The sequence below is a fragment of the Mesorhizobium sp. SEMIA396 genome (genome assembly GCF_024518615.1).
Classification (GTDB): Bacteria; Pseudomonadota; Alphaproteobacteria; order Rhizobiales; family Rhizobiaceae; genus Mesorhizobium.
This window is the reverse complement of the sequence record NZ_JANIFC010000002.1, coordinates 668,214-678,947: the sequence shown is the minus strand read 5'-3', so window position 1 is coordinate 678,947 and position 10,734 is coordinate 668,214. Positions and strand designations below refer to the sequence as shown.

The window sequence follows — 10,734 nt, the reverse complement described above, 5'->3', positions numbered from 1 at the left end:
ATTGAAACGCACTGCAAGTGCCATCATCGCATGAGAGACAGAGGACCGGAGAGAAAAGTGGCAGCGATCTTTGCGGAACAGGCGCTCCTTCCCGATGGTTGGCGCGATAATGTGCGGCTCACCTTCGCCGAGGGACGCATCACGACCGTCGAACCTGGAGCTACCGCGCTAGCCGGCGACGAACGCCACGCGATCCTGTTGCCCGGCATGCCCAACCTTCACAGCCACGCCTTCCAGCGCGGCATGGCCGGCCTTGCCGAACTTCGCGGCCCCTCCGCCGACAGTTTCTGGAGCTGGCGCGAGGTGATGTACCGTTTCGCCCTGTCGATGACACCCGATCAGGTCGAGGCGGTTGCCGCACAACTCTATGTCGAGATGCTGGAGGCCGGTTTTTCCCGCGTCGGCGAATTTCACTATCTGCATCACGACCGCGATGGAAAATCCTACGCCAATCTTGCCGAGATGGCCGGGCGCATCGCGGCGGCGGCCGGCGAAACAGGTATCGGCCTGACGCTGCTGCCAGTGTTTTATGCGCACTCGTCTTTCGGCGGTGCCGTGCCAAACGAAGGTCAGCGGCGATTCATCAACGATGTGAATCGGTTCTCGCGGCTTGTTGAGAAATGCCGCGAATTGGTTCGCGCGTTGAATCAGGCTGTCGTCGGCGTCGCTCCGCACAGTTTGCGTGCCGCGACGCCGCAGGAGCTAGCCGAAGTCGCCGCGCTGGCGCCGGAGGGGCCGATTCACATCCATATCGCCGAGCAAGTGAAAGAGGTCGAGGACTGTCTTGCCTGGTCCGGCGCGAGGCCCGTGGAGTTTTTGCTCGCCAATGCCAAGGTCGACAAGCGCTGGTGCCTGATCCACGCCACCCATATGACCGATACGGAAACCGTTGCCATGGCCAGGAGCGGCGCCATCGCCGGCCTCTGCCCGATCACCGAGGCCAATCTCGGTGACGGCACTTTTGCCGCGCCGCTGTTCAGGGAACATGGCGGCCGCTATGGCGTCGGCTCCGATTCCAACGTGCTCATCGGCCTGCCCGACGAATTGCGCCAGCTCGAATATTCACAGCGCCTCGCCCACCGCGCCCGCAATGTGCTGGCGGTCGCGGGCGGCTCGACCGGCCGGGCGCTGTTCGATGCCGCGCTAGACGGGGGCAGCGTCGCCCTTGGCGCCGGCATCTCGCAGATCGCCGCCGGCGCATCCGCCGATCTCGTCTCGCTCGATCCCAAAAATCCCTCGCTGGCCGGCAAGAGCGGCGACGCGATCCTGGACGCCTGGATCTTCGCCAATGGCGGCAAGGTCGACTGCGTCTGGGTGCATGGGTTCAAGCAGGTCAGCGGCGGCACGCATGTGAAGCGAGAGGCTATCGCCGAGCGGTTTCGCAGCGTGATGACGGCGCTTTCGGCATGAGCATGGCCGGCACAGTGGTAGCGGACGGTGGCGGCTCGCTGCACCAGCGCATCCTGACCGACATCAGTGAGAAGATCACGTCCGGTGCCTGGGCGCCCGGCCATCGCATCCCGTTCGAGCACGAACTGAGCGTGCAATACAATTGCTCGCGCATGACGGTGAACAAGGCGCTGTCACAGCTTGCCAAGGCCGGGCTGATCGAACGTCGCCGCCGCTCAGGCAGCTTTGTGCGCCGGCCGCAGTCGCAAGCGGCGGTGCTGGAAATCCACGATATCCGCATCGAGGTCGAAGCGCTCGGCTTGCCTTACCGCTACGAGCGCGTCGCTCGGCACAAAAGGCGCAGCAGCGCCGAGGATCGCGCCCTGCTGGAATTGGGCTTGGCCGGACCGGTTCTGGCGCTGGAATGCGGGCATTTCGCCGGCGAGCGGCCGTTCGCGCATGAACAGCGGCTGATCAACCTCACCGCCGTACCCGAGGCAGCAGACGTGGAATTCGTGGCCATCGCACCAGGACCATGGCTGATCGGCCGCGTGCCGTGGAGCGAAGCCGAGCACCGGATTCGCGCTGTCGCCGCCGACAGACATATAGCGGCCGCACTCGACATCGAAGCCGGCGCGCCGTGCCTGGTGGTAGAGCGGCGGACATGGAGCGCCGAACATCCGGTCACCCATGTGCGCTTTACCTACGCGGCCGAGAGCCACACGCTGGTGGCAAGGTTCAGGCCGCAGGGGTAGCGCCGACGCTCCCTTCTCCCCTTGTGGGAGAAGGTGGATCGGCGCGACAGCGTCGAGACGGATGAGGGGTGTTCCAGCGGAGTGAGACGTTGGCGTTCCCTGGAACACCCCTCATCCGTCGCCTTCGGCGACACCTTCTCCCACAAGGGGAGAAGGTGAAAGTCGACGCTTTAGATCGCGGCGGTAATAATAATCTCGACCAGATAGTCCGGGGTGGCGAGCTTTGCTTCGCCGGTGGCACGGGCTGGCGTGTTGCCCTGCGGCACCCACTTGTCCCATTCCGCGTTCATCTCGGCAAAGGTGCTCATGTCGGCCAGCCAGATGATCGCCTGCAGGATCTTGGTCTTGTCGGAGCCAGCCTTGGCCAGCAATTCGTCGACAGCCGCCAGGATGTCCCTGGTCTGCGAAGCGACGTTGCCGGTTGGCTGGCCGACCTGACCAGCCAGATAGACGGTATTGCCATGGATGACGATCTGGCTCATGCGCGGGCCGACATCGATGCGACGAATGCTCATTGGATGGTTCCTTCCTGTGACGGTTGCGCTTCTTTAGAGTCGCGGCCGGCTTGGGGCAAGGTCGCCAGGTCGAATCCCCTTGGGCCAACGGCATATGGCATGCACACACGGCAAGTTGACCCTGCGGCCGCAATTCCGCCGGATTGGCTTGTTGACTAATGTAATAACATCACATATCCAATCGGCCGCTGCCAGCAGCCGGATTTCGCCGCCTACGGATCGCAGAATGACAAATACCTGCCTGACATTCCGCGACCTGACGCTTGGCTACGGCAGTCATCCGGCGATCCATCATCTCGACGGCACCATCCGCAAGGGCTCGCTGACCGCTGTGGTCGGCGCCAACGGCTCCGGCAAATCGACGCTGATGAAAGGCATTGTCGGCGTCCTGAAGCCAATGGCCGGCGAGGTTATCCGCGCACCCGGTGTACGTGCCGCCTATCTGCCGCAGCAATCGGAGCTCGACCGCTCTTTTCCAGCGCGCGTGGTCGATCTGGTTTCGCTCGGCCTGTGGCCACGACGCGGCCTGCTTGGCCGCTACACCAAGGAAGATCGCGATGACGTCAGCAAGGCGCTGATGGCGGTCGGCCTCGGCGGCTTTGAAAAGCGCCCGATCGACACGCTGTCGGGCGGCCAGTTGCAGCGCACGCTGTTTGCGCGCGTCCTGCTGCAGGACGCCGACCTCATCCTGCTCGACGAACCCTTCAACGCCGTCGACGCCAAGACGGTCGGCGACCTCATTGCCCTGATCAAGCACTGGCACGGCGAGGAACGCACCATCATGGTTGTCGTGCACGATCTGGACCTGGTGCGGCAGAATTTCCCCGAAACGCTGCTTCTCGCCCGCCAGCCGATCGCCTGGGGCGAAACCAGGGAAACGCTGAAACCTGACAACCTGTTGCGCGCCCGCCGCTTCCACGAAGCTTGGGAAGAAAATGCACCCTGGTGCGAGCCGGGCGAGGACGCTCATGGTGACGATCACCATGGCCACGATCACGACCGCCAACATGGCGTCGGACCGAGGGCTGCCTGATGGACATGCTTTACGGCCTTGTCATCGCGCCCTTCGCCGATTTCGGCTTCATGCAGCGGGCTTTGATCGGTTCGCTGATGCTGTCGCTCGGCGCCTGCCCTATCGGCGTCTTCCTGATGCTGCGGCGCATGAGCCTGTCGGGCGACGCCATGGCGCATGCCATCCTGCCCGGCGCGGCCGCCGGCTTCCTGTTCTATGGGCTGGAGATCCTGCCGATGACCATCGGCGGCCTGATCGCCGGCGTCATCGTCGCGCTCGGCGCCGGCGCCGTCTCGCGCTTCACCATACAGCGCGAGGACGCCTCGATGGCGGCGTTCTATCTGATTTCGCTCGCCATCGGCGTGCTGATGGTGTCGATCCGCGGGTCCAGCGTCGATCTCATGCATGTGCTGTTCGGCACCGTGCTGGCGCTCAACGATGAGGCCCTGACGCTGATCGGCGGCATCGTCGCGGTGACGCTGGTCAGCCTCGCCATCTTCTGGCGGGCGCTGGTCGCCGAATGCCTCGACCCGCTGTTCCTGCGCTCGGTCAGCCGGCTCGGCAGTCCGGTGCATTTCATCTTCCTCGGCCTTGTCGTGCTCAACCTTGTCGGCGGCTTCCAGGCACTCGGCACGCTTCTGTCGGTTGGGCTGATGATGCTGCCGGCCGCAGCCGCCCGCTTCTGGACAGTTCGCGTCGAGCCGATGTGCGTGCTGGCGGTGCTGATCGGCTTTGCGTCCTGCGTCGCCGGGCTGCTTCTGTCCTATCACGCGTCGCTGCCATCCGGCCCGGCCATCATCCTGTCGGCCGGCGTCGTCTATTTCGCCTCGATCCTGTTTGGCACGCGCGGCATTCTGCGCGCGCGCATCATCCATCACCGTCACAGAACGGCCTGATCCCCGCCCCTAGAAGGAGACCCGTCTATGCTGAAATCGATCCATGCCGCCCTGGCGATGAGCGTTATAACATTAACCGCTTTTGGCGCATCGTCGGCCTTGGCCGCACCGCTGAAAGTGGTCGCCAGCTTCACCGTCATTGCCGATTTCGCCAAAAATGTCGGCGGCGACCGCATCGACGTCACCACCATTGTCGGGCCGGATGGCGACGCCCATGTCTACGAGCCGAGCCCGGCCGATGCTGTGGCCATGGCCAAGGCCGACATCGTTCTGGTCAACGGCCTGCATTTCGAAGGTTTCCTGCAGCGGCTGGTCGATGCCAGCGCCACCAAGGCGTCTATCATCACCTTGACCAAGGGCGTGACGCCGATCGATTTCAAACCTGAATTCGCCGATGCCGACGCGGCCGAAGGTGCCGGCACCGACGGCGGCAAGACGGTCACCGATCCGCACGCCTTCCAGTCGATCGCCAATGCCAGGATCTACGTGAAGAACATCGCCGAGGCTTTCTGCGCGGCGGATGCGGAAGGCTGCGTCAGCTACCAGACCAATGCCGCCGCCTACACGAAGAAGCTCGACGCGGTCGAAGGCGAAGTGAAAGCGGCGATCGCCTCAATCCCGGAGAGCAAGCGCGTCGTCATCACCTCGCATGACGCCTTCGGCTATTTCGAACACGCATACGGCCTGACCTTCCTCGCCCCGCAAGGCATCTCGACCGACTCCGAGCCATCCGCCGCAGACGTCGCCAAACTGGTCAATCAGGTGAAGCAGGACAAGGCGGCTGCGATCTTCGTCGAGAACATCACCAACCCGCGCCTGATCGAACAGATCGCCAGCGAAACCGGCATCAAGGTCGGCGGCACGCTCTATTCGGATGCGCTGTCGCAGCCCGACGGCCCGGCCGCGACCTACATCGACATGATGCACAACAACATCCGTCAGATCAAAGGCGCCATTCTCGGCAGCTGAGTTTGAAGGATCGTCCAGCCGGGCCGCATCGGCCCGGTTGGATTTTCCGCCACGCAATGTCTATTTGGCAGAGAATTCCTTCGGTACGGATTGCCGCCCATGTCGGGGAGTGGCAAGACTGCCGCCTGACCAGTTTGCGAGGATGCTGCCATGGAATACCGCGAAATCAGCGAGGACTATTCGGTTTCGGGCCAGATCCAGCCTGAGGACGTCGCCGCCATCAAGGAAGCCGGCTTCAAGAGCGTCATCTGCAACCGGCCCGATGACGAACAGCCCGGCCAGCCTTCTGCCGACACCGTCAAGGCGGCGGTGGAAGCCGCAGGGCTCGCCTTCCGCTACATTCCGGTGATCAGCGGCCAGATCACCGCCGAGAATGTCGAGGATCAGGCCGAAGCGCTCGACGAACTCGACGGCCCGGTCTTCGCCTATTGCCGCTCCGGCGCGCGCTGCACCAATCTCTATGGGCTGATCCAGCAGTCGAAGGGCTGAACGGCCAGGGCTTAAATCGGCAGCGCGCCGGTCTCCTTCAACGTCTCCAGCACGATCGCCGTCTTCACGTGCTGCACGGATTCGTGTGGCAGGAGCACGCCGTTGACGAATTCCGACAGCGACTTCAGGTCGGGCGTCACCACTTTCAAAATGTAGTCCATCTCACCGGTCAGCGCGTGCGCTTCCTGCACTTCGGGCAGCCGCGCCACCAGCTCGCCGAAGCGCCTTGCATTGTCGCGGTTGTGCGTGGCGAGCGTCACCGAAATGACATTGACCAGGGAAAAACCGAGCTTGTCGCGGTCGAGAACGGCGCGATAGCCCTTGATAAAGCCGTCCTCCTCCAGCCGCTGGCGGCGGCGCGAGCATTGCGACGCCGACAGGTTCACCCGCTCCGAAAGATCGTTGTTGGTCAGCCGCGCATCACCCTGCAACAGCGCCATTATCTTGCGGTCAAACTGGTCAATGCGCGCCTCATCCATGGTTTTTCCTCACATCATGCACGCTTCACGCATGACATCATCATTTCAAGCGTTTGAATGCAAGCACCGTGCGCCTCCTCCGCGTTATGATCGTGTCAAATGGCCTTTTCAGGCCAGGCCAGCTTTCGGAGGAATATCATGGGTCCCTTCCCGCACGACGCCCCGCCCGCCAGGATCGGCAAGGACAACCCGGCCGGCACCGACGGCTTCGAGTTTGTCGAATTCGCGCATCCGGAACCGGAAAAACTGGCTCAACTGTTCACCCGTATGGGCTATGTCGCGGTGGCCAAGCACCGCACGAAAGACGTCACCATCTGGCGGCAGGGCGACATCAACTATGTCGTCAATGCCGAGCCCGGCTCGCATGCGATGAAGTTCGTCGACAAGCACGGCCCCTGTGCTGCCTCGATGGCCTGGCGGGTGGTGGATGCCAAACACGCTTTCGATCATGCGGTTGCCAAGGGCGCCATGCCTTACGAAGGCGCCGACAAAGCGCTCGACGTGCCAGCAATCATCGGCATTGGCGGCTCGCTGCTCTACTTCATCGAGACCTATGGCAAGAAGGGTTCGGCCTATGATGCCGAGTTCGAATGGCTGGGCGCTCGCGACCCACGGCCGGAAGGCGTCGGCTTCTACTATCTCGATCACCTGACCCACAATGTCTATCGCGGCCAGATGGACAAGTGGTGGGATTTCTATCGCAATCTGTTCGGCTTCAAGCAGATCCATTTCTTCGACATCGACGGCAAGATCACCGGCCTGGTGAGCCGCGCCATCACCTCGCCCTGCGGCAAGATTCGCATTCCGCTCAACGAGTCCAAGGACGAGACCAGCCAGATCGCCGAATATCTGAAGAAGTACAATGGCGAGGGCATCCAGCACATCGCTGTCGGCACCGACGAGATCTATACCGCCACCGACAGGCTGGCCGAGAACGGGCTGAAGTTCATGCCCGGCCCGCCGGAGACCTACTACGACATGTCGTATGACCGCGTGAACGGCCATGACGAACCGATCGAGCGGATGAAGAAGCACGGCATCCTGATCGACGGCGAAGGCGTCGTCGACGGCGGCATGACCAAGATCCTGCTGCAGATCTTTTCGAAGACCGTGATCGGCCCGATCTTTTTCGAGTTCATCCAGCGCAAGGGCGACGAAGGTTTTGGCGAGGGCAACTTCCGCGCGCTGTTCGAATCGATCGAGCAGGATCAGATCAAGCGCGGCGTGATCAAGGTGGACGGCAAAGCGGCGTAAGGTTACTCTCGCTGCGGCCCGGCTTTGGCTTAAGGTTGGGCCTAGCGAGGTCGAGCCGTGCACGTCTCTATTACGGAAGCCAGAGCCAAACTGTCGGAACTCGTCAGGCGTGCAAATGCCGGCGAGGAGATCGTAATCACCCGGCGCGGCAGGGTCGTAGCGCGTCTCTTGCCGCCCCCCGGCAAGGAAAGACCTATCGGCGCCACCGCTGCTCTGAAAGGGCCGAGCGGCTTGACGATTAATTAGAGCCCCAACCGCTCGACCTCTCTCTCCCTCAGCTTCGCATCATAATAGAGCAGAAACTCATCCAGTTGCGGCGGCTTGACCGACGTCCCCGAAAGCATGGCGTGCACCTGGCCGCGGTGATGGATGTCGTGCAGGAAGACATGGGCGAGGATATCGCCGATGCGCTCGGGGATCATGCCGTCCTCGCGCCGGTCGGTGATAACCTGCCGATCGAGGTCGTCGGCCGACAGTCTATCGCAAAAGGCGATCAGCCGCCGGTCGGCTGCGACCTGCGCCGCAAACAACGCCCCCGGCTCGTCGAGGGGCACGAAGTCGTCATGGGCGGCAGCACCGAGACCACCCTCTTCGAGAAAATCGAGATAGAGAAGATCGACCGCAAGGATGTGGTTGAGCGTCGCCTTGATCGATGGAAAGAAGCTGGTGCGTTCGGCCTCGAACTCACCTGGCTGGAGCGACAGCACCGCGCGGTAGAGCCGGTCGTTCGACCACAGATTGTTGCCGGCCATACGGCGCAGATGGTCGAGCAGGTTCACGAGATCATCCCCCTGCCCGCATCAGATGCAAGCCTGCCCCCATGATCGCGAATCCGGCAAGAACGATCAGCAGAAGCCGGTTCATGCGCCGCCGCATGGCTTGCGTTTCCTCGTCGCGCGCGACGTTCATGTTGGTGATGGTGTGGAACATCATCGCCTTGCGCGGAAAGCCGCTGCGGTTGGTCAGGCCGGGCGATCGCGCCTCAATGCGGTAGCTCAGCCGGATCGCCTGGATGAAGACCGCCAGTATGGCGAGTGCCCAGACACCGGCCAGAAGATAGTCCCCCGTCATGCCCTTACCTTTCGTATTTCTCGACCTTCTGCTCAATGGCGCCGAAGATCGAATGCCCGGTTTTGTCCTTCATCTCGATGCGCACCGTGTCGCCGAAGCGCAGGAACGGCGTTTTGGGTTCGCCTGACACAATGGTCTCGATCATGCGCAGTTCGGCGATGCAGGAATAGCCGGCGCCACCGGCCGAAACAGGCTTGCCCGGCCCGCCGTCGAGCTTGTTGGAGACAGTCCCCGAGCCGATGATCGTGCCGGCCGCCAATGGCCGTGTCCTTGCTGCGTGAACGATCAGCGCCGGAAAATCGAAGGTCATGTCGATACCGGCATTGGCCCGGCCGAACGGCTTGCCGTTGAGATCGGCGAGCAGCGGCAGGCTGACCTTGCCGCCGTCCCAGGCATCACCCAGTTCGTCCGGCGTCACCGCGACAGGCGAAAACGCCGAGGACGGTTTTGACTGGAAAAAACCGAAACCTTTGGCCAGTTCCGGTCCGGTGAGCGCGCGCAGCGTGACGTCATTGACCAGCATGACCAGCCGGATCGCCGCGCGCGCCTCATCGACACTGGCGCCCATCGGCACGTCGTCGACAATGACGGCGACTTCGCCTTCCATGTCGATGCCGAAGGCTTCGTCAGCCATGCGGATCGGATCGCGTGGCGGAATGAAAGTGTCCGAGCCGCCCTGGTAGATCAGCGGGTCGGTCCAGAAGCTCGCAGGCATCTCGGCGCCACGCGCTTTGCGCACCAGTTCGACATGATTCACATAAGCCGAGCCGTCGGCCCATTGATAGGCGCGCGGCAGCGGCGAGTGGGCGTCATGCTCGTGGAAGCGCTCCGCCGGCATCGCGTTGTTCTCAAGCGATTCCGCTATTGTCGCGAGATGCGGGGCGATGCGGCGCCAGTCGTCGAGCGCCGCCTGCAGCGTGCGCACCAGGAACGAGGCGTCTGTGAAGCGTGTCAGGTCGCGCGAGACAACGACGAGTTTTCCGTCGCGCGTCCCGTCCTTCAATGTGGCAAGCTTCATGCGGTTTCCTCTCCTGCTGCAGCTTTGGCGCTGCTTAAGCCCACAACAAGACCGTCGCGGGCGATCGTCAAGTCGCCAGCCCATGTTTTCCTGACAGCGGCAGTCCAATCGGCCTCGCCGATCCCGGGATCGTCGGCCGGAATGAGATGATTGAGCACCAGTCTCTTGACGCCGGCATCGCTGGCGATGCTGCCGGCCTCTTCGGCAAAGCTGTGGCTGGCGAGCAGGTGGTCTTTCAGCCGCGCGCCATTGCCGGTCCTGGCCACCAGCCGCTCGATGCCTTCTTCCAGCATCGCCTCGTGGACGAGGATATCGGCGCCTTGGGCAAAATCCGCGAGCGGCGGAAAGAAGGCCGTGTCAGCGGAAAACACCACGCTTTTCCCGCTGTGTTCGAAGCGCAGGGCAAAACAGTCGGTCACCGGCGGATGCTCGACGCGCAGCGCCGAAACCGTCAAGCCGCCCTGTTCGACCACTTGGCCTTCGCCGAATTCGACGATCGAAACCAGGTCGCGAATATCCGGTCGGCCTTCATCGACGATGCGGATCTCGATATCGAACTCCATCGCCTGGCAAAAGCGCTGCCAGTAATGATCCGTGCCGGGCGGGCCGAACACGTGGACCGGGGTCGCCAGACCCGCCGTCCAGGCGGTGTGGATCAGCGGGCCCAGTTCCAGGACATGGTCGGAGTGCAGATGCGTGATGAAGATCAGATCGAGCGATTTCAGGCCGATGCCGGCATCGACCAGGCCACGCGTGACGCCAAGCCCGCAGTCGACGACGATGCTGCGGCCGCCGATCTGCAGCAGCGAAGAGCTTGGCCACGGACCGCCTGGCCGCAGCGCAGGGCCGCCCTTCGAGCCCAAAATCACCAACCGATCCGGCATTGG

The 10,734-nt window shown here is 62.9% G+C and carries 14 protein-coding genes; 8 read left to right on the top strand and 6 right to left on the bottom strand.

What is annotated here, in order from left to right; translation table 11 throughout:
- The first annotated feature begins 57 nt into the window (after window positions 1-57).
- Window positions 58-1,410 (top strand): formimidoylglutamate deiminase, encoded by a 1,353-nt coding sequence (locus tag NP503_RS08275; protein ID WP_127270704.1) that lies wholly within the window; start codon window positions 58-60, stop codon window positions 1,408-1,410.
- Window positions 1,407-2,144 (top strand): histidine utilization repressor, encoded by a 738-nt coding sequence (hutC, locus tag NP503_RS08270; protein ID WP_127272059.1) that lies wholly within the window; start codon window positions 1,407-1,409, stop codon window positions 2,142-2,144. Before NP503_RS08275 ends, hutC begins: the two co-directional genes overlap by 4 nt.
- 170 nt (window positions 2,145-2,314) lie before the next feature.
- On the opposite strand, the gene NP503_RS08265 is transcribed toward hutC, so the two are convergent.
- On the bottom strand, window positions 2,315-2,659 hold the full coding sequence (locus NP503_RS08265) for a RidA family protein (RefSeq protein WP_127271894.1): 345 nt from the start codon (window positions 2,657-2,659) through the stop codon (window positions 2,315-2,317).
- 226 nt (window positions 2,660-2,885) lie between these two features.
- Here NP503_RS08265 and aztA point away from each other — a divergent pair, with 226 nt between their 5' ends.
- From aztA to NP503_RS08245, 4 genes are all read left to right on the top strand, one after another.
- The gene (gene aztA / locus NP503_RS08260; protein WP_127273264.1) at window positions 2,886-3,692 is read left to right on the top strand and encodes a zinc ABC transporter ATP-binding protein AztA; all 807 of its coding nucleotides are present in this window, start codon (window positions 2,886-2,888) and stop codon (window positions 3,690-3,692) included.
- Window positions 3,692-4,567, top strand: coding sequence for a zinc ABC transporter permease AztB (aztB, locus tag NP503_RS08255; RefSeq protein WP_031212890.1), 876 nt, complete (start codon window positions 3,692-3,694; stop codon window positions 4,565-4,567). Before aztA ends, aztB begins: the two co-directional genes overlap by 1 nt.
- Window positions 4,568-4,594: 27 nt before the next feature.
- A complete protein-coding gene (aztC, locus tag NP503_RS08250; protein WP_127272476.1) occupies window positions 4,595-5,536 on the top strand; it encodes a zinc ABC transporter substrate-binding protein AztC in 942 nt (313 codons plus the stop codon).
- 150 nt (window positions 5,537-5,686) lie between these two features.
- Window positions 5,687-6,025: a TIGR01244 family sulfur transferase gene (locus tag NP503_RS08245; protein ID WP_127270126.1), complete on the top strand. Its 339-nt coding sequence runs from the start codon at window positions 5,687-5,689 to the stop codon at window positions 6,023-6,025.
- Window positions 6,026-6,036: 11 nt separating this feature from the next.
- Here NP503_RS08245 and NP503_RS08240 read toward each other — a convergent pair whose 3' ends face one another.
- Window positions 6,037-6,504 carry an Lrp/AsnC family transcriptional regulator gene (locus tag NP503_RS08240; RefSeq protein WP_127270128.1) on the bottom strand — a complete coding sequence of 156 codons (468 nt, stop codon included), beginning with the start codon at window positions 6,502-6,504 and terminating at the stop codon, window positions 6,037-6,039.
- 138 nt (window positions 6,505-6,642) lie between these two features.
- Between NP503_RS08240 and hppD the strand changes: the two genes are divergently transcribed.
- Together hppD and NP503_RS08230 are read left to right on the top strand one after the other, a co-directional pair.
- A complete protein-coding gene (gene hppD / locus NP503_RS08235; protein WP_127270130.1) occupies window positions 6,643-7,758 on the top strand; it encodes a 4-hydroxyphenylpyruvate dioxygenase in 1,116 nt (371 codons plus the stop codon).
- 57 nt (window positions 7,759-7,815) lie between these two features.
- Window positions 7,816-8,004 carry a type II toxin-antitoxin system Phd/YefM family antitoxin gene (locus tag NP503_RS08230; RefSeq protein WP_127270132.1) on the top strand — a complete coding sequence of 63 codons (189 nt, stop codon included), beginning with the start codon at window positions 7,816-7,818 and terminating at the stop codon, window positions 8,002-8,004.
- On the opposite strand, the gene NP503_RS08225 is transcribed toward NP503_RS08230, so the two are convergent.
- The 4 genes from NP503_RS08225 to NP503_RS08210 are packed head-to-tail and all read right to left on the bottom strand — an operon-like array spanning window position 8,001 to window position 10,731.
- The gene (locus NP503_RS08225) at window positions 8,001-8,537 is read right to left on the bottom strand and encodes a DinB family protein (protein WP_127270134.1); all 537 of its coding nucleotides are present in this window, start codon (window positions 8,535-8,537) and stop codon (window positions 8,001-8,003) included. The two genes, NP503_RS08230 and NP503_RS08225, sit on opposite strands and share 4 nt — an antisense overlap.
- 4 nt (window positions 8,538-8,541) lie before the next feature.
- The gene (locus NP503_RS08220) at window positions 8,542-8,829 is read right to left on the bottom strand and encodes a hypothetical protein (protein WP_127270135.1); all 288 of its coding nucleotides are present in this window, start codon (window positions 8,827-8,829) and stop codon (window positions 8,542-8,544) included.
- Window positions 8,830-8,833: 4 nt separating this feature from the next.
- Window positions 8,834-9,847, bottom strand: a complete 1,014-nt coding sequence (locus tag NP503_RS08215) for a fumarylacetoacetate hydrolase family protein (RefSeq protein ID WP_127272475.1) — start codon at window positions 9,845-9,847, stop codon at window positions 8,834-8,836.
- Window positions 9,844-10,731, bottom strand: coding sequence for an MBL fold metallo-hydrolase (locus tag NP503_RS08210; RefSeq protein WP_164749630.1), 888 nt, complete (start codon window positions 10,729-10,731; stop codon window positions 9,844-9,846). The genes NP503_RS08215 and NP503_RS08210 overlap by 4 nt, the downstream gene beginning before the upstream one ends.
- Window positions 10,732-10,734: the final 3 nt, after the last annotated feature.

What these genes read in the sequence shown, in the direction of transcription:
- hutC (WP_127272059.1), top strand. Translation starts at nt 1,407, where the DNA reads ATGAGCATGGCCGGCACAGTGGTAGCGGACGGTGGCGGCTCGCTGCAC.
- NP503_RS08265 (WP_127271894.1), bottom strand. Translation starts at nt 2,659, where the DNA reads ATGAGCATTCGTCGCATCGATGTCGGCCCGCGCATGAGCCAGATCGTC.
- aztA (WP_127273264.1), top strand. Translation starts at nt 2,886, where the DNA reads ATGACAAATACCTGCCTGACATTCCGCGACCTGACGCTTGGCTACGGC.
- aztB (WP_031212890.1), top strand. Translation starts at nt 3,692, where the DNA reads ATGGACATGCTTTACGGCCTTGTCATCGCGCCCTTCGCCGATTTCGGC.
- aztC (WP_127272476.1), top strand. Translation starts at nt 4,595, where the DNA reads ATGCTGAAATCGATCCATGCCGCCCTGGCGATGAGCGTTATAACATTA.
- NP503_RS08245 (WP_127270126.1), top strand. Translation starts at nt 5,687, where the DNA reads ATGGAATACCGCGAAATCAGCGAGGACTATTCGGTTTCGGGCCAGATC.
- NP503_RS08240 (WP_127270128.1), bottom strand. Translation starts at nt 6,504, where the DNA reads ATGGATGAGGCGCGCATTGACCAGTTTGACCGCAAGATAATGGCGCTG.
- hppD (WP_127270130.1), top strand. Translation starts at nt 6,643, where the DNA reads ATGGGTCCCTTCCCGCACGACGCCCCGCCCGCCAGGATCGGCAAGGAC.
- NP503_RS08220 (WP_127270135.1), bottom strand. Translation starts at nt 8,829, where the DNA reads ATGACGGGGGACTATCTTCTGGCCGGTGTCTGGGCACTCGCCATACTG.
- NP503_RS08215 (WP_127272475.1), bottom strand. Translation starts at nt 9,847, where the DNA reads ATGAAGCTTGCCACATTGAAGGACGGGACGCGCGACGGAAAACTCGTC.
- NP503_RS08210 (WP_164749630.1), bottom strand. Translation starts at nt 10,731, where the DNA reads ATGCCGGATCGGTTGGTGATTTTGGGCTCGAAGGGCGGCCCTGCGCTG.